Genomic DNA, 20586 nt, shown 5'->3' with positions numbered 1-20586 from the left:
ATAGCGTTTTCCCATGCGCGCTCTGCTTCCCGCCCTCCTGGCACCCGTCCTTCTGGTATTCGGCCTACAGGCCCAGACTCCCGATTTCCTCGAGCACCTTCCGCCAGCGGCCCAGGCCGAGGCTCTGGACATCGTCAAGCGGGCGGATTTCGTGTTCGAGACCAAGACCCAGCCCAAGCAGGTGCGGCTCAGCACCATGGAGAAGCTCTTCGACCACCCGGTGATCGGCGCGGCCATGTGGCGCCACTGCCAGTTTGTGCCGGGCTTCTACGCGTTCACCCATCCCGATGGGGCCTGGAGCATCGACGACACGCGAGGCCTCAAGGGCACCCTGCGCCTCGTCTACCAGCGCCCGGGCCACCGCGTGTACCTGGTGGAGGGGAAGGCGGCCCAGGGACGCTTGAAGACGCCCTTCGCCGTGGGCGCCAAGATGCTCACGTCGTACCAATACTGGGAGGCCAAGGATGGCTTCCACAGCCACCTGCGAACCTGGACGGCGCTGGATTCGGCCATTCTGGGCGTGCTCTCCCGGCCCTTCCGGCCCTACATCCGGGGGCGCCAGGATGAGTTCATCGCCTACATCAACGGCAACGTGGCCACCTTCGGGGAATTCGCCGAACTGAGCCCCAAGGATTTCTACGGCCCCCTGAAGCGGGATGGCGATCCCATCGCGCTGCGGGAGTTCCAGGCCCTCTTCATGGCCAAGTAGATGGGCTGGCCTTTCGCCTCGTCCCTGCGCGCGTTGTGGCGGCCGCGGGAGGCGTTCCGGACTGAGCCAGCGAGCCTGGGCCAGGCTGTCTGGGCCATGACTCGGGTCTGGCTGCCCCTGGCTCTGATCAACCTGCTGGGGACGACCTGGCGAGCCCTTGCCGCTTGGCGCACCTTGCGGATCGAGGCTCTGCCGACGGGCCTGCTGGAAGGCCTGGGTGTGGATCCGGCGGATGTCAGGGAGGTTTTGGCGTCCCTCCCTGCTCCACCCTCCTTTGGCCGTCTCTGGCCCTGGCTGCTGGTGCTGGCGCCTCTGGGGGTGCTGGGCACCTGGCTGCATCACGCCGTCTGGGACCACACTGGCCTCTGGTTGTTGGGTGGTTTGAAGGGAAAACGCGGCTTCAAGACCTCCCTGTTGGCGGAGGCGGAGGCCCTGCGATGGGCCGCCTTGGGTACTCTGGTGGGCTTCCTGGCCTGGGTTCCGGGGCTGGGCGGGGTGCTTGCCCTTCCCCTGCTGCTGCTGGATGGCTACCTGTGGCTGTTCCGAGGCTTCGCCCTGGCGGCTCGCCACGGCTGTGAACCCTGGCGGGGCATGGCGGCCACAGTGCTGCATGCGGTTTTGTTCGGGGGCTTCGTGCTGGTGATGGTCCTGCTGAGCCTGATCCTCGCGCGGATGGGGGCATGAGGCGGGTACCTTGGGTGGCCCTGGGAACCCTGGGTGGATGGGCCGCGCTCTGGCTGGGGACCCGCCTCCTCCCGCTGTTTCCCGCCTGGCCGGAATGCCCCTTCAAGCGCCTCACGGGCTTCGCCTGCGCCACCTGCGGGTTCACCCGCTGCGCCCTGGCCCTGGGGCATGGGAATTGGAAGGAGGCCTTCCATTGGCACCCCGCCGCCGCCTTGATGGCCATCGTCTTGCCGCTGGTATCGGTGTGGGATCTCCGTCGCGCCTGGCGGAAGGAGCCCTACCCCAGGCTGCCGGATTCCTGGGTTTCAAGGCTGTCCATCTGGGCGCTCCTGCTGGGGATCTGGGCTCTGCAGGTGGCGCGGGGGATCTAGTCCGGTCATGCTGGGGCACGCATCACCGGAGTCCCGACATGTTCCAGCAAATTCTGGATCAGCTCATCGAACGCGTGCCCGAGGCCTTGGCCGCGACGTTCAATGACCGTGATGGCGATCCCATCTGCTTCCGCACCATCCAGGTGTCCAACGAGGGGCTGCAGCTGCTCGGCGCCTATCAGCACGTGGTGAAACGGCACTTGCAGCAGGCGGTGGAGGAATTCGACCGCGGCGAGGTGAAGCAGGTGGCCTTCGCCACGGACCAGCACTGGATCCTCATGGTGGGTGCCAAGGAGCAGTGCACCCTGGTGCTGGTGATGCAACGGGAGGGTCTGCTGGGTCGGGCCCGCTTCCACATGGAGCAGGCCATCGAGGCCCTGAACCACGAACTTTGATGTTGTCCGTCCCCGGGAGACCGCCTGTTCGCGAGGTATCCCTGGGATGGCTTTAGGAGTCCCCATGGAACGTTTTATTGGACTGGCCGGCATCGCGGCCTTTGTAGCCCTGGCGTACCTCCTGTCGCACAAGCGCAGTGCCATCCACTGGCGGACGATCCTCTGGGGATTGGGCCTGCAGTGGATCTTCGCCCTCATCGTGCTCAAGGGGACAGTGATCTCCAGCCTGCTCTCCTTCCTGCCCTTCCCGAAGGGCGCCGGCTGGGTGGTGCTGGTGCTGATGTTCACGCCCCTGCTGCTGCGGCGCTTTGCGTCCTATGAGAACAAGACGCTCAACTGGGGCCTGTTCGGCGTCATCGTGCTGGGCCTGCTGCGGGGCAACCTGGTGGGTTCCACCTTCGACAAGATGCGCGTGGTGGTCGAGCACCTCATGGCCTATGCGCATGAGGGCGCCAGTTTCGTCTTCGGATCCCTGTCGGATGGTCCCGGCGGGAAAGTGGGCATGGTCTTCGCCTTTGCGGTGCTGCCCACCATCATCTTCGTGGCTTCGATCTTCGCGGTGCTCTACTACCTGGGGGTCATGCAGTGGGTGGTCACCGCCGCCGCGCGGGCCATGGGCCGTTTCCTGAAGGTGTCCGGCGCCGAGAGCGTCAGCGTGGCGGCCAGCATCCTCATGGGCCAGACCGAGGCCCCGCTCACCATCCGCCCCTTCTTGGCGAAGATGACCCGCAGCGAGCTCATGGTGATCATGACCGCGGGCATGGCCCATGTGTCCGGCAGCATCATGGTGGCCTACGTCCAGGTGGCCCATGTCGACATCGTCCACCTGCTGACGGCCGTGATCATGACGGCGCCCGGCGCGGTGATGATGGCCAAGCTGCTAGAGCCCGAGACCGGAACCCCTGAAACCGCCGGCGAGATCAAGGTGGACATCCCCAATCACGATGCCAACGTGCTGGACGCCGCAGCCCGCGGCGCCTTCGAGGGGGGCCAGCTGGCCTTCAATGTGGCCGTCATGCTCATCGCCTTCATCGCCCTGATCTTCCTCATCAACGGCCTCATGAAGGCCATCCACCCCGGCTTCAGCCTGGAGTGGGTGCTGGGCGGCGTGTTCAAGATCCCCGCCTTCCTCATGGGCGTGCCTTGGAGTGAAGCCGGCCAGGTGGGCGGGCTGTTGGGCAAGCGCATGGTCGTGAACGAATTCGTGGCCTTCCTCGATCTGGGCGCCATGACCAACCTCTCCGCCAAGGCGCGCCTCATCTCCACCTTTGCCCTCTGCGGCTTCGCCAACTTCAGCAGCATCGCCATCCAGGTAGGGGGCATCGGCGCCCTGGTGCCAGAGCGCCGCGGGGACCTGGCCCGCCTGGGAGTCCGGGCCATGCTGGCCGGAACCCTGGCCAATTTCCTGAGCGCCTGCATCGCGGGCATCCTTACTTAGTTGGAAAAAGCCTTGAGTTGTGCAAAGCTCCAGCCCAGGATTTTTTTGCCGATAAGCCCCATATCCAATCGGAGGAATCATGTCGAGGGTTTGGTCTGCAGTGGCGATCCTTGCGTTTTCCGCATCGGGATTGATGGCCGGTGACTACGATGCACTGTTTGGCGCCATGAAGAAATCCTGGCCCACCTGCGAAACCATCGCCGTGGTCTGTGATTCCAACGGCAGCAAGGGCGCCCTGTCCACGCTGACGGGAGCGGCGGCGGGCATGAAGGTCATGGTGGTGGACGTGAAAGGTCCCCAGGACATGGGAAAGGCCATCAGCACCTTGTCCGGTCGGAAGCCAGACGCCATTGTGCTGCTGGCAGGCGACCGGATCGTGGGGGATGGCTCCGCCGCGGCGACCTTCCTCATTCAGCGCATGGCCGCCATCAAGGTGCCCACTGCGGCCACCACCGAGGCGGGCGTCAAGCAGGGCGCGGCGCTGGGCGTGGGGCCGGGCACGGGAGGCAAGCTCATGTCCAACGCCAAGGTCGCGGCCGTTGCGGGTGTGGCCGTGCCGGCAGGTGCCACCACGCTGTAGCCTCAGGACTCAGAACCTTCCCTTGAGGGAATGCGCGTACCCCGTGAGTTCCAGGTAGGCCTGGCCCGCCTCCCGGTTGGCCTCATCCAGCACCCGGCAGGCACCCTCCCAGTAGGTGATGCCCGTGCTGCGCCCGGTCCGCAGTTCCTGATCTGTCAGGACCGGCACCAGCGTGAGACGCTGACCCCAGGCTTCGAGCACCAGAGGAATGGGGTAGGTCGCGCCACTTTTCGGGCTGCGCCAAGCCCCCGCGCCGCGCATCTCGAAGGCATGGGTGCTGCGGAGAATGCGGCCTTTGACGTCGACTTCCGTCACCGTGGAGAAGGGATCCTGGCTGCCATCCTGCCTCCTAAGGCGATAGGCCATGAGGCTGCGGCCATCCCGCAGCTGGATGCCCGCCCAGTCCCAGCCCACCTGCCCCTGATCGAGTTGATTGGAGCTGAACTCGTGGTCCATCCAGCCAAGGCCATGCACTGAGAGGGCGGACCCCTCCGGCAGGCGCAGCTGGCCGCGGCTCTCCAGGCGGGGATAGGTGATGTAGTGGCTGGCGGCGCTGGGGTCGGCCCCTTTGCGGCTGACACCCTGCTCGCCGAAGATCACCGGCGGCGTGGCGGGATTCAGATCGAGCTCCAGAACCGCGCCCCGCACCGTCATGCGCAGATGGATCTGCCCCGAGGGTCGCTGCTCCACACGCCAGTCCTGCTGGAACACCTCCAGCCGATCCTCTGCAGATCCGGCCAGCAATCCGGCCCGATCAAGCCGTTCATCCACCAGAAAGCGATGGCTTGTTTCATCGGTGAGAACCGCGTGGGCCAGGTGAAGCTGATCACTGCGCCAGGCGCCGGAACCGGTCCAGGCCGTCCGAGGAGAGGCTTGCCTGAAGAAGGTGAGCTGGTACCCGAAACGGCGGCTGGCGTCCTGCGTCCAGAGATGCCCGGTGAGGTACCACCATTCCGTGCGGAACGTGGGATGGCTGCCGTGATCCCTGGGAAAGGCGAAGGCGTAGCCGGATTTGGCCACGGCGAACGGCTCCGCCTGGGGCGTTCCTGAACCGGAGACTTGCGCGAACCCCAACAGCCCGGTCAGCAGAATGGCCTTCATGCGCCCTCCTCCACTTCCCGATCCGCACCCAGGCGAGAGCCCCACCGGGCCGTGGGCGCCAGTACCAGCAGGGCGGCGGCCACGGTGGCGGTCGAAATCAGGCCCAGGAAAGGCCAGGGGATCGAGAAGCTCAGGGTCCAGCCGAAGACCTGCGGGTTGAGTACATCCACGAGGATTCTCGCCAGGATCAGACCGAGCCCCAGCCCGGCCAGCAAACCTGCCAGCGCCACGCCGAGACCCTCCAGCATGAGGATGAGGGTGAGGTCGGCCCGGGTGGCGCCCAGGGCCCGCAGGGACCAGATCTCGCCGCGGCGGGCCAGGGCCAGGCCTGTCAGTCCTTGGCCAAGGCCCAGCACGGCGACCAGCAGGCCGATGGCTTCCAGGGCGTAGGTGAGGGCGAAGGTCTGCCGGAAGATGGTGGTGACCTGGGCCCGCAGCGCACCATTGCTGCGCACCTGCAGCGCCGGGTGGTCCCGCCGCAGCCTCGCGGCGACCAGTTCGGCGGTTTCGCCAGGCCGCAGATACAGCGCCAGGCTCGCCACCCGCGCATCGCCGAACCAGGCCAGAAAGACCGGACGATCCAGGATCAGGCTGCCCCGCTCGTTGCCATAGTCCGCGAGAACGCCGCGGACGGTGACGGACCGGGTGCCGCCGGGGACAGGAAGATCCAGGACTTCCCCCACCTTGACGCCGAAATGCCGGGCGAAGGTTTCCGATACGAGTGCGCCGGGATCGCGCAGCCCGCCGTTCCGCATGGCGAGAAGGGGCCCTGGAAAAGGCCCCCCGGCTGCCAGGATCAGCCCGCCCCGGGCGGCCTGGATGCCCATGTCCCCAGCCCCCAGGAAGGTGGGACGTCCGCGAAAGGAAATGGGCAGCATCTGGAACCGGTCGGCGGCTGCCACAGCGGGATCGGCGGCCACCGCCTCGGCGGTTTCGCCGCTCAGGCGGTGCTGGGTGCCCGCCCCGGCGGCCCCCAAGGGAGCCACATAGAGATCAGCCCGGAGGCTGCTGCCGATCCAGACCAGCACCGTGCGTTCAAAGCTCTCCACCATGACGCCCATGCCCGTGGCCATGCCCACCGCCACGGCCAGGGCGGCGGCGGCGAAACCGTGCCGACCCGTGGGACGGCGGAGGGGGCGCAGCGCCAAGCGCAACCGCCAGCGGCGAGTCCCGTGTCCCGGCTGACCCAGCAGGGGCATGAGTGCCACGGCCAAAAGGGAGCCTCCCAGCAAGGCGAAGGCCGAACCGAGATAGGCATGCCAGGCCACGCCGGGAGAGGGATGAACCCCATAGGCGAAGGCGAGGCCGAGCAGCAGGGCCAGGCCGCCGCTGAGGCCCAGCAGGCCCCAGCGCAGGGGGGCGGGTCCGCCGTCACGGGCCAAAAGCTGGACCGGCGGAGTTCCCGCCGCCCTCCGCGCGGGAATCCAAGCCGCCAGGAGGCAGGCCAGCAGCCCGGCCGCGATGGCCAGGGCGGATTCACCGCCATGCAGGGCGGCGCTGCGGGCGGCGCTGGCGCCATACAGGGCGTTCACGGTCTGGCTGACGGCGCGGACACTGACCTGGGCCAACAGCCAGCCCAGGCCGAGGCCCAGCAGGCTGCCCAGCAGGCCGAGCAGGGCCGCCTCCCCCAGCACCAGGCCCAGGACGCCGGAGGGCGACTGGCCCAGGGCCCGCAGCGTGGCCCAGGTTTCCCGCCGCCGGTTCACGGAGGCATCGAAGGCCTGGAAGAGCAGGTAGGCCCCCACGGCCAGGGCGATGAGGCTGAGGATGGTGAGGTTGAAGCGGAAGGCCGCGGTCATGGTCCGCCCGCTTTCGGCCCTTTGTTCCGGCGGTTCCAGGGCCAGTCCCGGTGGCAGCAGGCGGCGGGCTGCGGCCTCCAGATCCTCCAGGCGCGCCCCAGGGCGGAGGCCCCATTCAAGGCGATCCAGCTCGCCTTCCCGCCCGAGCGCCTTCTGGGCCGCGGGCAAGTCCATGACCAGGAGGTTCCGCTGCAGCCGGGGCTGGTTGGGCCGCTCGGGCAGCACGCCTGCCGCGCGCAGTCGCACGGGACGGTCCTGGACGTAGCCCTCCAGAACGTCGCCGGGCCGCAACCCTTCGGCAGCCAGGGCCGCAGTGATGAGCACCGCATGCGGATCCTGGATCACGGTGTAGAACGCAGCCGTTCCGTCGGTTGAAACCTGGGCTTGATCGCTGCTGGCCGCCTCGTCGCGGGCACTTCCGATTCCCACCAGATCCAGGCCCATCAGCTGGAAGGCCTCCAGGGTGCCAGTTCGGGCGAAGCTGCCTTCAATCACCGGCCGCATCCACCCCCATTCTGTCAGGGGCCGCAGCCCGGGCAGGAGCGATTCCCGCAGCGGGCCAGCATCGGCGCGCATCACCAGATCCGAGCCCTGCCCCACCCCTTGCGTGAACTGCTCGAAGCTGGCCACGGCCGCTCGATTGGCCAGGCGGATGGAGAGGAACACCGCCACGCCCAGGGCCACGGCGGCCAGGGTGAGCAGGGCCCGTCCCCACTCGCGCAGGAGGGCGCGCAGCACGAGACGCCGGACCAGCCAGTTCAAGGCGCGCCGACGAGGATGCGGCCGTCTTCCATGCGCAGAACCCGATGGCAGATGCGGGCAGCGGATTCGGAGTGCGTGACCATGATCAGGGCCGAGCCCTGCTGTTCCGTGAGCTCGGCCAGCAGGTCGAGAACGGCCTGGCCCGAGGCGCGATCCAGGTTGCCGGTGGGCTCGTCGGCCAGCAGCACCGCCGGCCGTGCCGCCAGGGCCCGGGCCACGGCGACCCGTTGCATCTCGCCGCCGGACAACTCCGAAGGCCAGGCCTCGGCCCGATGGGCCAAGCCCACGGCCTCGATGAGTTCGCGGCGCCGTTCAAGAATCCGCCCTTCGGGCCAGCCCAGCATCCGCAGCGGCAGTTCCAGGTTTTCCTCGGCCGTGAGGGTGGGGATGAGGTGGAAGAACTGGAAGATGGTGCCCAGGCGCGAGCGCCGCAGCTCCGCGAGCCGCGCGGGGTCGGCGTCATGCAGCCTTTCACGGTCGAGGAGGATGGTGCCTTCGTCCGGGCGGTCGAGGCCACCCAGCAGGTTCAGGAAGGTGGTTTTGCCGCAGCCGGAGGGGCCCAGGAGTGCCACGCGCTCGCCAACCTCCAGGTCGAGATCCAGGCCTCGCAGCACCCAGCGTGCTTCGAAGCGTTTGCCCACGCCCCGTGCTTCAAGAACTGCCATGGGCCACTCCAGTCTTCTCCGCTTTGGAGCAAGGCGCCTGGTCGGCGGTCAGTGCACCGTATCAGGATCGTCGACGCCGTCATGGGGCGGTTCGATGCCCCGCCAGCCGGCCTTCCAAGCCAGGTTCATGGCCAGGCTCAGCGTGATGTAGGCGGCAAAGAAACAAATGAAGAAGCGCTGTCGCAGCAGGATGGACAGGGCCAGCAGCAGCACGATGCTCAGGTTGGTCACCATGGCCGCGCGGGGGCTGGTGGCGCGCTTCTTGAAACTGGAGAAGCGAATGGTGGACACCATCAACAGGCCCACAAGGAAGAGCCCAGCAGCGAAGGAATAAGCCAGCCCAGCGGTGTCGGGTGGTGTGGGGTGCCAGATGATCACCGAGGCCACGCAGGCGGCACCGGCGGGAATGGGCAGGCCCACGAAATAGCGGGAGTCCACGGCCCCGACTTGCACGTTGAAGCGGGCCAGTCGCAGCGCCCCACAGGCGGTGAAGACGAAACAGGCGGCCCAACCCGCGGCGCGGACGTTGGAATCGTGGATGCCCAGCTGGAAGAAGGCATAACGGTAGGCGAGGATGGCCGGGGCCATGCCGAAGCTCACCACGTCCGCCAGGCTGTCCAGCTGCACGCCGAATTCCGTGGCGGTGTTGGTGGCGCGGGCCACGCGGCCGTCGAGGCCATCAAAGACCCCTGCCAATACCAGGAGGCCCGCGGCCCACAGGAAGTAGCGTTCCGGTGTGGCCCCGGCGGCATTGATGGACATGACCACACTGGAGAAGCCGCAGAAGACGGAGGCCATGGTGATGCTGGAGGGCAGCACGAACATGGACCGTCGCATGGCGCGCCTTCGACGGTCGCGGCGTTCCTCGGGACTCAGACGGGGTCGCATGACCCCAGTTTCTCATATCCTGGGCCGGGGCGGAGGATGCGCTCGCGGAAGGGTATCCTGACAACCTTCGGAGGAACCTTTGAAGCATGTGGTGGTGATTGGCGGAGGACATGCCGGAATCGAAGCTGCGTACATCGCGGCCCGCATGGGCATGGCCACTTCCCTGCTCACCATGAACCTGGATCAGATTGGCCAGATGAGCTGCAACCCCAGCATCGGCGGGGTGGGCAAGGGCCACATGGTGCGCGAGCTCGATGCCCTGGGCGGCGCCATGGGTCGACTCATCGACGCCACTGGCATCCATTTCCGCATCCTCAACGAAAGCCGTGGCGTGGCTGTGCGCGGCCCCCGGGCCCAGGCGGACAAGGTGAAGTACCGCATCGCCGCCCGCAGCCTGCTGGAGCACACGCCCAACTTGCGGCTTCGTCAGGGCACCGCCGCAGGCCTGCTATGGGAAGAAGGCACCCGGGGCCTGAAGGGGGTTGAGCTGCTGGATGGCTCCATCCTTCCCTGCGATGCCGTGGTGGTCACCAGTGGCACCTTCCTCAATGGGCGCATCCTCATTGGTGAGAAGCGTCTGGAGGCGGGCCGCGCGGGCGAACCGGCCAGCACGCATCTGGCGGAGCAGTTGCGGGCCCTGGGCCTGCGGCACCGTCGGCTGAAGACGGGCACCAGCCCGCGCCTGGCCAAGGGCTCCATCGACTTCACGCGCCTGGAGGAACAACCCGGCGATCAGCCACCCCGCCCCTTCAGCTTCTTCAGCACCGGCATCCCCCAGCCCCAGGTGCCCTGCCACATCGTGCACACCACGCGGGAAACCGAGGCCATCGTGCGGGAGAATCTTCCCAAGTCGAGCCTCTACGGCGGGCACATCGAAGGCGTGGGCCCCCGCTATTGCCCCTCCATCGAAGACAAGTTCGTGAAGTTCCCGGACAAGGGCCGCCATCAGATCTTCGTGGAGCCTGAAAGCCTTGAGACCGAGGAGATCTACCTGGCGGGGCTTTCCACCTCCATGCCGCCGGAAGTGCAGCTGCGCATGGTGCGGAGCCTCCCGGGTTTCGAGGCGGCCGAGATCCTGCGTCCCGGCTACGCCATCGAGTACGACAGCTTCGACCCTTTGCAACTCCAACGCGACCTCTCGGTGGAGGGTCTGGAGGGCGTCTGGTTCGCGGGCCAGATCAACGGCACCACCGGCTACGAAGAGGCGGCGGGCCAGGGCGTCCTGGCTGGCATCAATGCCGTGCGCTGGCTGCGCGTGCAGGAGCCCATCGTGCTGGGTCGGGAACAAGCCTATATGGGCGTGATGGTGGATGACCTCGTCACCAAGGGCACCGACGAGCCCTACCGCATGCTCACGGCCCGGGCAGAACATCGGCTGGGCCTGGCTTGCGATCTGGCGGATGGCCGGTTGCTTCCCGTCGCGCGGGCGGTGGGCGCGCTATCGGCGGGCGAACTGGCCCAGGTGGAGGCCCGGGCTCAGCGGCGGGAGCGCCTGAAAGCTCAGTGCGAGGAGGCCTGGGTCACCCAGACCAGCCCCTTCGGACCCATCGCGGCCGGCGCGGGCATCCGCCTGGAGGCGGGCCTGAGCCTCTCCGAGCTGTTCCGTCGCCAGCAGATCGGTACGGTCGAGGCCGATGCCTGCCTGGCGCAGTTGGAAGGCTGGGATCTGCAGCAGTCGGGCTGGAGCCCCGCCACGGAGCGCGATCTGCTGCTCTTCGACCTCCGTTACGCCCCCTACCGCGAACGCGAAGCTCGGCTGCTTGAAGGCCAGCGTGCCTGGGACCATGTGCGGATTCCTTCGGACCTGCGGGTGGAGCACCTCCAGGGCATTTCCCGAGAGGTGCTGGAAAAGCTGGCGCTGCACCGCCCCGAAACCCTGGGCCAGGCCAGTCGGATCCCCGGCATCACGCCCGCGGCGGTGACCATCCTTCACCTGCTCATCCACCGCTCCCACCATTCCGCCACCCAAGGTGAAAATCACCCTTGAGTCTCCAGCGGACTGGAACCCTAACCTTGGGGGGAAGATGAGCGGGAGGTTTTCATGGCACATCCAGTCGAAGCGCTTTCTAAGCCCGCCGGCCGGATGCTGAAGATCGGCCAACTGGCGGAACGCTCCGGCCTGACCATCCGCAACCTGCGGTTCTATGCGGATGCCGGCGTGTTTGGCGACCTGCCCCGCTCCCTCAAGGGTTACCGGCTCTTCCCGCCTGAGGCCATCCACTGGGTGGGGATCCTCCGAGCGGCCCAGGCCGCAGGCTTCAGCCTGGAGGAGATCCAGGAGCTGCTGAAGACCCTTCGCCAGAACCAGGTCCCCTGCGGCCAGGTACGCGAGGCCCTGGGTGGGAAGCTGAGCGCCCTGGAGGCCAAGCTGGAGGAGATCAAAGTGCTGGTTGACATCCTGCGGGCTGCCCTCGGCACCCCGGACGGACAGAGCAGTCCCGTGGGCTGCAACATCATGGAAACCCTGCTGTCGGAGGCCTCGCGCCTGCCGAAGTTTTCAGAAACCAAGCACTGATCTTCAGGAGAGAAACCATGGATACCAAGACCTATCGTGTGAATGGCATGACCTGCGGCGGCTGCGTCAAGCATGTGGAAAAGGCTCTCCGGGCCGTGCCCGGCGTGGTGGCCGTGACCGTGGATCTGGCCAAGGGCACGGCTGCGGTGGAAGGCACCGCCTCCATGGAAGCCCTGGCCGCCCGAGTGGCGGAAGCAGGCTACGACCTGGTCGGAACCGTTTGAGGCTGGAGACGCCGTGAGCCTACAAACCTACGCCGTGACGGGCATGACCTGCGCCTCCTGCGTGCGGCACGTGGAGAAGGCCCTGCAAGGGACTCCCGGCGTGTCTGCGGCTTCGGTGAATTTGGCCATGGCCACGGTGTCCGTGGAGGGAACGGCATCCTTTGAGATCATGGCGCTACAGGTGGAAGATGCGGGATACGGCCTGCTTCGGATGGAATCCGAGCGGCCCAAGGGTGAGGATCTCGCCCCGGCGCGAAGGCGGATGATCCTCGCCTTGGGACTGACTGCACCCATGCTCGCCATGATGATTCCTGGGGTGAGCTTGCACCTTCCTGGGTGGCTGCAGCTGCTTCTGGCCACACCGGTGGTGTTCGGCGCGGGACTTGGCTTCTTCCAACGGGCCCTCCGCCAGGCGCGCCACGGTCAGGCTTCCATGGACACCCTGATCGCGCTGGGATCCGCCGTAGCTTGGGCCTTCGCCCTGGGTGAGTGGTGGCACGGCGCCCACCACCTCAGTTTCGAGACTGCCTCGGCGCTGGTGGCCTTCCTGCTCACGGGCAAGTATCTGGAGGCCCGTGCCAAGTCCAAAGCCACCGACGCGCTCAAAGCCCTGCTGGATTTGGCCCCGCCCACGGCCCTGCGCCTGCAGCCGGACGGCTCTGCGCTGGAAGTTCCGGTGGCCGCGCTGCACCCGGGCGATCGGGTGCGGGTGCTGCCGGGCCAGGCGGTTCCTGCGGATGGGCGCATCTGCGCGGGCCAGGCGGAAGTGGACGAATCCATGCTCACGGGCGAGCCTCTACCCATAGCCAAAGGATTGGGTGATGCCCTGGTGGCCGGGGCCGTGGTGTACGGATCGGCGTTGGAATTGGAGATCCAGGCGGTGGGCGCGGATACGCAACTGGCCCGCATGGCGGCCATGGTGGCTCAGGCCCAGGGTTCCAAGGCCCCGGCGCAGGATCTGGCGGATCGCATCAGCGCCGTGTTTGTGCCCGTGATCCTCCTGCTGGCGGTGATGACGTTCGTGGGTTGGTGGTGGCTGGGCGGGGGTTGGGCCCATGCCTGGCGGCCCGCCGTGACGCTGTTGGTGATTGCCTGTCCTTGTGCACTCGGGTTGGCGACCCCGGTGGCCGTCATGGTGGGCATTGGCTCGGCCGCCCGGAAAGGTGTGCTGGTGAGGGATGCTGCGGCTCTGGAGGCCTTGGGCCAAGCGACGGACCTGGTCTTCGATAAGACGGGCACCTTGACCGAGGGGCGGCCAAGGGTGAGGCGAGTAATGACGGTGGGAGACATGCCCGAGGCAGATCTGCTGCAAGTGGCGGCCAGCCTCGAACGGGATTCGGAGCATCCCATCGCCCGGGGGATCGGCGCGGCGCATGCCGGAACGCTGCTTGAGGTGAAAGGCTTCCGCGCCTTCCCTGGTGGCGGCATATCTGGAACCGTCACGGGTCGTGCCTGGCGCTTGGGGAATGCGGCCTTCCTGGGACTCTTCTTTCCGAAGGTGGAAGCGGACAGCACCGTGGTGGGGCTGGCCGATGAACGGGGGTTGCAAGGGGTCTTCGTGCTGGGCGACCAGTTGAGGGCTGAGGCTGCGACGGTGGTTGGGGCCCTGAAGGCGCGGGGCCTCCGGCTGCATCTGCTCACGGGCGATCGCGAAGAGCCCGCCCGGATGATGGCGGAGGCTGCGGGTATCACGAAAGTCGTGGCGGGTGTGCGCCCCGAGGGAAAACTGGCGCACTTGAAAGCGCTTCAGGCCAACGGGGCGGTGGTTGGGTTTGTGGGGGATGGAGTCAACGATGCGCCCCCATTGGCACAGGCGGATTGCGGCATCGCCATGGGTTCGGGCGGCGGGGACCGGGGCACGGCTGCGGCCATGGCTGCGGCGCCATTGGTGCTTATGCGCTCGGGCCTTGAGTCCATCCTGGCGGCACGGGATCTGGCCATACGGATGCACCGCGTGATTCGCCAGAACCTGGGCTGGGCCTTCGGCTACAACCTGATGCTGGTGCCTCTGGCGGCTCTGGGCCAACTGGAGCGCTTTGGGGGCCCCATGCTGGCAGGGGTGGCGATGGGGCTGAGTTCCCTCACCGTCGTGCTGAATGCTCTTCGCTTGAGACGCTAAAGATCGCGAGCCAGCTCTTTCAGGTAGGTGGCGAAGTCGTCGTGGAGATCGTCCCGCTTCAGGGCGAACTCCACGTTGGCCTTCAGGTAGTCCAGCTTGTTGCCGGTGTCGAAGCGCTTGGCGGGGATGGGCGCCGCCACCAGCCTGCCTTCCCGGGCCAGCTCCGCCAGGGAATCGGTGAGCTGGTATTCGCCACCTACGCCGGGTTCGAGCGCCGCAAGGTGGTCGAACACTCGGGGCTCTAGCACGTAGCGGCCCACCACCGCCCATCGGCTGGGTGCATGAGCAGGGTCAGGCTTTTCGACAATGGTTGTCACATCCCAGGCATCGCCCGGGTTCATCGGTGCGTTGACGATGCCATAGCGGGAGACATGATCGAGGGGGACTTCCTGGACACCCACCACTGATTTGCCAGTGGCGTGGTAGGCCGCGATGAGCGCGTCAAGCGCGGAATCGCGTTCGTCGAAGACATCATCGCCCAGCAGCAGTGCGAAGGACTCATCACCCACAGCGTGGCGCGCGCAGAGCACTGCGTGGCCCAGGCCGAGCGGTTCGCCTTGGCGCACATAGGCGAACTGGGCGAGGTGGCTGATGCCCTGGATCAGATCGAGATCCTCCTGCTTGCCGCGGCGGCGCAGGGTGTCTTCCAACTCGAAGGAGACGTCGAAATGGTTTTCGATGGCCGCCTTGCCGCGACCGGTGACCAGCACAAGGCTTTCCACGCCGGCCCGGATGGCTTCTTCGACCACGTACTGGATCACCGGGGTATCGACCAAGGGCAGCATTTCCTTGGGTTGCGCCTTGGTGGCCGGCAAGAAGCGGGTGCCCAGGCCCGCGACGGGGATGACGGCCTTGCGAAGGGTCTTCATGGCTACTCCGATGGCCCATGATGGCCCAAGGATGGGCCGGGAATGAAGGATTGGGGCCCTCTCTGTAAATTTTCTCTTGCACTTTGGGATGTGGGTGTTAGTCTAAATGTCCTGCGCAGTTGAGGCTGCGAGGTGCCACGGGAAGCCAAGTTGCTGAAGTGGACTGTGTTGAGGCACAGGGGCGTCTTTGAAAACCGGATAGAAGATAGGAAGCCTTTGAGGGTTCTGTGGGGCGTCTAAGGATGTCGCACGGAATTCAGAACAATTTTTCGACCAGAACATTTATCCAAGGGGTGAGAGCCCTGAGGAGCAAGAGTTCAGAATGAAACTTGAGAGTTTGATCCTGGCTCAGAATGAACGCTGGCGGCGTGCCTAACACATGCAAGTCGGATGTGCCGCAAGGTGCATGGCAGACGGGTGAGTAACGCGTAGGGAATCTACCTCTTTGTGGGGAATAACGCTCCGAAAGGAGTGGTAATACCGCATGAGACCGTGGACTGGGATGTCTACGGTGAAACCTGGGGACCGCAAGGCCTGGGGCAAGGAGAGGATCCTGCGTCTGATTAGCTAGTTGGCGGGGTAATGGCCCACCAAGGCGACGATCAGTAGCCGGCCTGAGAGGGTGATCGGCCACACTGGAACTGAGACACGGTCCAGACTCCTACGGGAGGCAGCAGTGGGGAATTTTGCGCAATGGACGAAAGTCTGACGCAGCAACGCCGCGTGGGTGATGAAGGTCTTCGGACTGTAAAACCCTGTCGTCAGGGACGAAGGTTAGGGGGTTAATAACCCTTTAGCTTGACGGTACCTGGAGAGGAAGCCCCGGCTAACTCTGTGCCAGCAGCCGCGGTAATACAGAGGGGGCAAGCGTTATTCGGAATTATTGGGCGTAAAGGGCGCGTAGGCGGTTTTTTAAGTCAGATGTGTAATCCCCGAGCTTAACTTGGGAACTGCATCTGAGACTGGAAGGCTAGAGTACTGGAGAGGGTGGTGGAATTCCTCGTGTAGCGGTGAAATGCGTAGAGATGAGGAGGAACACCAGTGGCGAAGGCGGCCACCTGGACAGTAACTGACGCTGAGGCGCGAAAGTGTGGGTAGCAAACAGGATTAGATACCCTGGTAGTCCACGCTGTAAACGATGAACACTTGGTGTGGAGGGAGTTGACCCCTTCCGTGCCGGAGCTAACGCGTTAAGTGTTCCGCCTGGGGAGTACGGTCGCAAGGCTGAAACTCAAAGGAATTGACGGGGGCCCGCACAAGCGGTGGAGCATGTGGTTTAATTCGACGCAACGCGAAGAACCTTACCTGGGCTTGAACTGCAGTGGACCGGTGCAGAGATGTGCCTTTTCGCAAGAACTGCTGCAGAGGTGCTGCATGGCTGTCGTCAGCTCGTGTCGTGAGATGTTGGGTTAAGTCCCGCAACGAGCGCAACCCTTACCCGTAGTTGCCAGCGCGTCATGGCGGGAACTCTACGGGGACTGCCCGGGTTAACCGGGAGGAAGGTGGGGATGATGTCAAGTCCTCATGGCCCTTATGTCCAGGGCTACACACGTGCTACAATGGGCGATACAAACCGTTGCAAAGTCGCGAGATGGAGCTAATCGGAGAAAGTCGTCCTCAGTTCGGATTGTAGTCTGCAACTCGACTACATGAAGGTGGAATCGCTAGTAATCGTGTATCAGAATGATACGGTGAATACGTTCCCGGGCCTTGTACACACCGCCCGTCACATCACGAAAGCCGGGAGCACTTGAAGAGGCTGTGGTAACCCGCAAGGGGGCTAGGTCTCAATGGTGAACTTGGTGATTGGGGTGAAGTCGTAACAAGGTAGCTGTAGGAGAACCTGTGGCTGGATCACCTCCTTTCTAAGGAGAGTCACTTTTAGGAGTGACGATAGGTCAACGCTTCCGATCGAATTTCTATCCGGTTTTTAAAGACGCTCGTGATGTTTGACGAGCGTGTTTGGGCGTCCAGATTGGGCCCGTAGCTCAGCTGGGAGAGCGCCTGGTTTGCATCCAGGAGGTCGTCGGTTCGATCCCGGTCGGGTCCACCAGCGCCTTCAGGTTGCACAACGGGGGCCTATAGCGCTCCTGAGTGCACCAAGCACAAGGGCCTATAGCTCAGTCTGGTTAGAGCGCACGCCTGATAAGCGTGAGGTCGGTGGTTCGAATCCACCTAGGCCCACCACCATTTCGCAGGAATGCGAAATAGGACGGAATCGACAAAGTCGATTGTCGCCCGAAGGGGGCCGTGCAGGATGCGAGGCATCACGACGAATGCTTGAGTTGAGTTGAAGTCCCGAGGGATTTGAATCCAGCTCAAGACTGACTCAAGGGTCGGTTGCCGAAAGGCAGAGTTGTTTGACATTTAAATAGAAGGAATAGAGAAGGGTATCCACAGCGTTGAAGTGACGTTGTGGGATTAGCGAGGCAAGTTTTAGCGAAAATACTCTCGTGGGTCTGAAGTCAATGTAATTCATTGATGGAAGGCCAAGTTACAAAGGGTTGACGGTGGATGCCTTGGCAGATGACAGCGATGAAGGACGTGGTAAGCTGCGAAAAGTCTCGGGGAGTTGCACGCGAACGGTGATCCGGGAATGTCCGAATGGGGAAACCCAACTGGGTGAAAGCTCAGTTATCTCTCAGCTGAATTCATAGGCTTTGAGAAGCGAACGTGGGGAAGTGAACCATCTCAGTACCCACAGGAACAGAAAACAACAGTGATTCCGGTAGTAGCGGCGAGCGAAACCGGAAGAGCCCAAACCTCATACGTGTAAGCGGCAGGCGTTGCGTATGGGGGGTCGTGGGACCTACAGGTCAGGGCTGCCCCCTGGCACAGAGTTACAAAACCTCTAGTTAGCGGAACGGCATGGAAAGGCCGGCGATACAGGGTGATAGCCCCTTATGCGAAAGCTACGAGGACTCTGAGTGGTGTTCCCAAGTATGTCGGGGCACGAGAAACCTTGACAGAATTTGCCGCGACCATGCGGTAAGGCTAAATATGTTCATCTGACCGATAGTGAACCAGTACCGTGAGGGAAAGGCGAAAAGAACCCCGATGAGGGGAGTGAAATAGAACCTGAAACCGTCAATCTACAAGCAGTGGAACCCCTATGGTTTACCAGGGGAACCGCGTGCCTTTTGCATAATGAGCCGGCTAGTTATTTTCAGTGGCGAGGCGAAGCCGATGAGGCGAAGCCGTAGGGAAACCGAGTCTGAATAGGGCGACCAGTCGCTGGAAATAGACGCGAAACGGGATGATCTATCCTTGACCAGGATGAAGTCCGGGTGACACCGGATGGAGGTCCGAACCAGTGTGGGTTGAAAACCGCTTGGATGAGTTGAGGATAGGGGTGAAAGGCCAATCAAATTCCGTGATAGCTCGTTCTCTCCGAAATAGCTTTAGGGCTAGCGTCGGATGTTTCGTCGTGCAGGTAGAGACCTGAATGGACTAGGGGGCTTACCAGCTTACTGAATCCAACCAATCTTCGAATGGCACGCCGTGAAGTCCGGCAGTCAGACTGCGGGTGATAAGATCCGTAGTCGAGAGGGAAAGAACCCAGATCGCCAGCTAAGGTCCCAAAATACATGCTAAGTGGAAAAGGATGTGGATGTGCTTAGACAGCCAGGAGGTTAGCTTAGAAGCAGCTATCCTTTAAAGAAAGCGTAATAGCTCACTGGTCAAGCGGGTCTGTGCCGACAATTCAACGGGGCTAAAGCATGTTACCGAAGCTGCGAACGTAAGTGGTAGGGGAGCATTCCCTACGTCTGTGAAGGTTGACCGTAAGGACAGCTGGAGACATGGGAAGAGACTCTGTCGGCATAAGTAGCGTAAAGACGGGCGAGAACCCCGTCCGCCGTAAGACTAAGGTTTCCAACGCAAGGTCAATCCGCGTTGGGTTAGTCGGACCCTAAGCTGAGGCCGAAAGGCGTAAGCGATGGAAGGCTGGTTAATATTCCAGCACCATGAGCATCTCGTTTGTACGATGCAGGGACGCAGGAAGGTAGGGACGCAGAGCTATGGAATGTTCTGCGAAAGGATCCAAGGGTGGCGCTTAGGGAAGTCCGGGTGCCATGAGCTCAAGGTTTCTGACGAAAAGTCCTGATCCTACACTGCCGAGAAAAGCTGCTAAGGAGAGGTGCTTGTGTCCGTACCGCAAACCGACACAGGTAGTCGAGGAGAGAATCCTCAGGCGTTTGAGAGAACTCTGCTGAAGGAACTCGGCAAATTAACCCCGTAACTTCGGGAGAAGGGGTACCACGGTAGGGTTCATAGCCCGAGGTGGTGGCACATAAATGTTCCAGGCGACTGTTTAACAAAAACACAGGTCTCTGCAAACTCCAAAGAGGAGGTATAGGGGCTGACGCCTGCCCGGTGCCGGAAGGTCAAGAGGAGCGGTCAGCGCAAGCGAAGCTGCGAATTTAAGCCCCGGTGAACGGCGGCCGTAACTATAACGGTCCTAAGGTAGCGAAATTCCTTGTCGGGTAAGTTCCGACCTGCACGAATGGCGTAACGATCTGGAAACTGTCTCCAGCAGAGACTCAGCGAACTTGTAGCACCGGTGAAGATGCCGGTTACCCGCACTTAGACGGAAAGACCCCGTGCACCTTTACTACACCTTGACATTGAGGTTGGCGTTGGACTGTGCAGGATAGGTGGGAGACTATGAAACTGGCTCGTTAGGGTCGGTGGAGTCACCCTTGAGATACCACCCTGTTTAACGCTGATCTCTAACTCGCACCCGTGATCCGGGTGGAAGACAATGTCAGGCGGGTAGTTTGACTGGGGCGGTCGCCTCCTAAAGCGTAACGGAGGCGTACGAAGGTTCCCTCAGGCTGTTTGGAAATCAGCCGCAGAGCGCAATAGTATAAGGGAGCTTGACTGCGAGTCAGACACGACGAGCAGGTGCGAAAGCAGGTTATAGTGATCCGGTGGTCCCGAATGGAAGGGCCATCGCTCAACGGATAAAAGGTACGCCGGGGATAACAGGCTGATCTTGCCCAAGAGTTCATATCGACGGCAAGGTTTGGCACCTCGATGTCGACTCATCACATCCTGGGGCTGAAGCAGGTCCCAAGGGTTCGGCTGTTCGCCGATCAATAGTGGTACGTGAGTTGGGTTCAGAACGTCGCGAGACAGTTCGGTCCCTATCTAGTGTGGGCGCAGGAGATTTGAGAGGACCTGTCCTTAGTACGAGAGGACCGGGATGGACTGACCTCTGGTGTTCCAGTTGTGCCTCCAGGTGCAATGCTGGGTAGCTATGTCGGGAAGTGAGAAGCGCTGAAAGCATCTAAGCGCGAAACACCCCTCAAGATGAGATCTCCCTATGAGACCCGTGGAAGACCACCACGTTGATAGGTCGCATGTGTAAGGCCGGTAACGGCTTAAGCTGAGCGATACTAATCGGTCCACAGACTTGACCTTTCATCAATCAATTACATACTTAATACCCACGAACGCGCCAAAA

General features: G+C 63.5%; 15 protein-coding genes, 2 tRNA genes and 2 rRNA genes. 14 read left to right on the top strand and 5 right to left on the bottom strand.

Annotated elements, in window-relative coordinates:
• Window positions 1–13 precede the first annotated feature (13 nt).
• The 6 genes from Q9293_RS17755 (at window position 14) to Q9293_RS17730 (ending at window position 4177) form a co-directional block, all read left to right on the top strand.
• Window positions 14–709 (top strand): hypothetical protein, encoded by a 696-nt coding sequence (locus tag Q9293_RS17755; RefSeq protein ID WP_306248816.1) that lies wholly within the window; start codon window positions 14–16, stop codon window positions 707–709.
• A gap of 96 nt (window positions 710–805) precedes the next feature.
• Window positions 806–1393, top strand: coding sequence for a hypothetical protein (locus Q9293_RS17750; protein ID WP_306248814.1), 588 nt, complete (start codon window positions 806–808; stop codon window positions 1391–1393).
• The gene (locus tag Q9293_RS17745) at window positions 1390–1764 is read left to right on the top strand and encodes a DUF2752 domain-containing protein (protein ID WP_306248812.1); all 375 of its coding nucleotides are present in this window, start codon (window positions 1390–1392) and stop codon (window positions 1762–1764) included. The genes Q9293_RS17750 and Q9293_RS17745 overlap by 4 nt, the downstream gene beginning before the upstream one ends.
• Window positions 1765–1802: 38 nt before the next feature.
• Entirely contained in the window at window positions 1803–2159 is a 357-nt protein-coding gene (locus Q9293_RS17740) for a hypothetical protein (RefSeq protein ID WP_306248810.1), read from the top strand.
• A gap of 64 nt (window positions 2160–2223) precedes the next feature.
• Window positions 2224–3597, top strand: a complete 1374-nt coding sequence (locus Q9293_RS17735; RefSeq protein ID WP_306248808.1) for a NupC/NupG family nucleoside CNT transporter — start codon at window positions 2224–2226, stop codon at window positions 3595–3597.
• 79 nt (window positions 3598–3676) lie between these two features.
• Complete coding sequence (locus tag Q9293_RS17730) at window positions 3677–4177, top strand: hypothetical protein (protein ID WP_306248806.1); 501 nt, start codon at window positions 3677–3679, stop codon at window positions 4175–4177.
• 9 nt (window positions 4178–4186) lie between these two features.
• Here the strand turns inward: Q9293_RS17730 and Q9293_RS17725 are convergent, their stop codons facing one another.
• The 4 genes from Q9293_RS17725 to pssA are packed head-to-tail and all read right to left on the bottom strand — an operon-like array spanning window position 4187 to window position 9392.
• Window positions 4187–5278, bottom strand: coding sequence for a lipocalin-like domain-containing protein (locus Q9293_RS17725; protein WP_306248804.1), 1092 nt, complete (start codon window positions 5276–5278; stop codon window positions 4187–4189).
• Window positions 5275–7839 carry an ABC transporter permease gene (locus tag Q9293_RS17720; protein ID WP_306248802.1) on the bottom strand — a complete coding sequence of 855 codons (2565 nt, stop codon included), beginning with the start codon at window positions 7837–7839 and terminating at the stop codon, window positions 5275–5277. Before Q9293_RS17720 ends, Q9293_RS17725 begins: the two co-directional genes overlap by 4 nt.
• The gene (locus tag Q9293_RS17715; protein ID WP_306248800.1) at window positions 7836–8504 is read right to left on the bottom strand and encodes an ABC transporter ATP-binding protein; all 669 of its coding nucleotides are present in this window, start codon (window positions 8502–8504) and stop codon (window positions 7836–7838) included. The genes Q9293_RS17720 and Q9293_RS17715 overlap by 4 nt, the downstream gene beginning before the upstream one ends.
• A 48-nt stretch (window positions 8505–8552) precedes the next feature.
• Window positions 8553–9392: a CDP-diacylglycerol--serine O-phosphatidyltransferase gene (gene pssA / locus Q9293_RS17710; RefSeq protein ID WP_306248798.1), complete on the bottom strand. Its 840-nt coding sequence runs from the start codon at window positions 9390–9392 to the stop codon at window positions 8553–8555.
• Window positions 9393–9480: 88 nt separating this feature from the next.
• Between pssA and mnmG the strand changes: the two genes are divergently transcribed.
• Genes mnmG through Q9293_RS17690 form a run of 4 tightly spaced genes read left to right on the top strand, consistent with a single transcriptional unit; the run spans window position 9481 to window position 14250 of the window.
• Window positions 9481–11379 carry a tRNA uridine-5-carboxymethylaminomethyl(34) synthesis enzyme MnmG gene (mnmG, locus tag Q9293_RS17705; RefSeq protein WP_306252454.1) on the top strand — a complete coding sequence of 633 codons (1899 nt, stop codon included), beginning with the start codon at window positions 9481–9483 and terminating at the stop codon, window positions 11377–11379.
• Window positions 11380–11433: 54 nt separating this feature from the next.
• Window positions 11434–11907, top strand: coding sequence for a MerR family transcriptional regulator (locus Q9293_RS17700; RefSeq protein WP_306248796.1), 474 nt, complete (start codon window positions 11434–11436; stop codon window positions 11905–11907).
• A gap of 17 nt (window positions 11908–11924) precedes the next feature.
• Entirely contained in the window at window positions 11925–12131 is a 207-nt protein-coding gene (locus Q9293_RS17695) for a heavy-metal-associated domain-containing protein (protein ID WP_306248794.1), read from the top strand.
• 13 nt (window positions 12132–12144) lie between these two features.
• Window positions 12145–14250, top strand: a complete 2106-nt coding sequence (locus Q9293_RS17690) for a cation-translocating P-type ATPase (RefSeq protein ID WP_306248792.1) — start codon at window positions 12145–12147, stop codon at window positions 14248–14250.
• On the opposite strand, the gene galU is transcribed toward Q9293_RS17690, so the two are convergent.
• Window positions 14247–15119, bottom strand: a complete 873-nt coding sequence (gene galU, locus Q9293_RS17685) for a UTP--glucose-1-phosphate uridylyltransferase GalU (protein ID WP_306248791.1) — start codon at window positions 15117–15119, stop codon at window positions 14247–14249. The genes Q9293_RS17690 and galU overlap by 4 nt on opposite strands.
• A gap of 325 nt (window positions 15120–15444) precedes the next feature.
• Between galU and Q9293_RS17680 the strand changes: the two genes are divergently transcribed.
• From Q9293_RS17680 to Q9293_RS17665, 4 genes are all read left to right on the top strand, one after another.
• Window positions 15445–16984: ribosomal RNA gene (locus Q9293_RS17680) — 16S ribosomal RNA — on the top strand.
• A gap of 112 nt (window positions 16985–17096) precedes the next feature.
• Window positions 17097–17172: transfer RNA gene (locus tag Q9293_RS17675), tRNA-Ala, on the top strand.
• A gap of 56 nt (window positions 17173–17228) precedes the next feature.
• A tRNA-Ile gene (locus tag Q9293_RS17670) sits at window positions 17229–17306 on the top strand.
• Between the two features lie 300 nt (window positions 17307–17606).
• A 23S ribosomal RNA gene (locus tag Q9293_RS17665) occupies window positions 17607–20543 on the top strand.
• The 16S and 23S rRNA genes sit together here with 2 tRNA genes alongside, the layout of an rRNA operon.
• Window positions 20544–20586: the final 43 nt, after the last annotated feature.

It is taken from the genome of Geothrix sp. PMB-07 (assembly GCF_030758935.1).
Taxonomy (GTDB): domain Bacteria; phylum Acidobacteriota; class Holophagae; order Holophagales; family Holophagaceae; genus Geothrix.
This window is presented reverse-complemented; position numbering and strand designations above follow the sequence as displayed.

Coding starts and splice junctions, on each gene's coding strand:
- Q9293_RS17700 (WP_306248796.1), top strand. CDS start 11,434: ATGGCACATCCAGTCGAAGCGCTTTCTAAGCCCGCCGGCCGGATGCTG.
- Q9293_RS17745 (WP_306248812.1), top strand. CDS start 1,390: ATGAGGCGGGTACCTTGGGTGGCCCTGGGAACCCTGGGTGGATGGGCC.
- Q9293_RS17735 (WP_306248808.1), top strand. CDS start 2,224: ATGGAACGTTTTATTGGACTGGCCGGCATCGCGGCCTTTGTAGCCCTG.
- Q9293_RS17715 (WP_306248800.1), bottom strand. CDS start 8,504: ATGGCAGTTCTTGAAGCACGGGGCGTGGGCAAACGCTTCGAAGCACGC.
- galU (WP_306248791.1), bottom strand. CDS start 15,119: ATGAAGACCCTTCGCAAGGCCGTCATCCCCGTCGCGGGCCTGGGCACC.
- Q9293_RS17695 (WP_306248794.1), top strand. CDS start 11,925: ATGGATACCAAGACCTATCGTGTGAATGGCATGACCTGCGGCGGCTGC.
- Q9293_RS17750 (WP_306248814.1), top strand. CDS start 806: ATGACTCGGGTCTGGCTGCCCCTGGCTCTGATCAACCTGCTGGGGACG.
- Q9293_RS17740 (WP_306248810.1), top strand. CDS start 1,803: ATGTTCCAGCAAATTCTGGATCAGCTCATCGAACGCGTGCCCGAGGCC.
- pssA (WP_306248798.1), bottom strand. CDS start 9,392: ATGCGACCCCGTCTGAGTCCCGAGGAACGCCGCGACCGTCGAAGGCGC.
- Q9293_RS17725 (WP_306248804.1), bottom strand. CDS start 5,278: ATGAAGGCCATTCTGCTGACCGGGCTGTTGGGGTTCGCGCAAGTCTCC.
- Q9293_RS17730 (WP_306248806.1), top strand. CDS start 3,677: ATGTCGAGGGTTTGGTCTGCAGTGGCGATCCTTGCGTTTTCCGCATCG.
- Q9293_RS17755 (WP_306248816.1), top strand. CDS start 14: ATGCGCGCTCTGCTTCCCGCCCTCCTGGCACCCGTCCTTCTGGTATTC.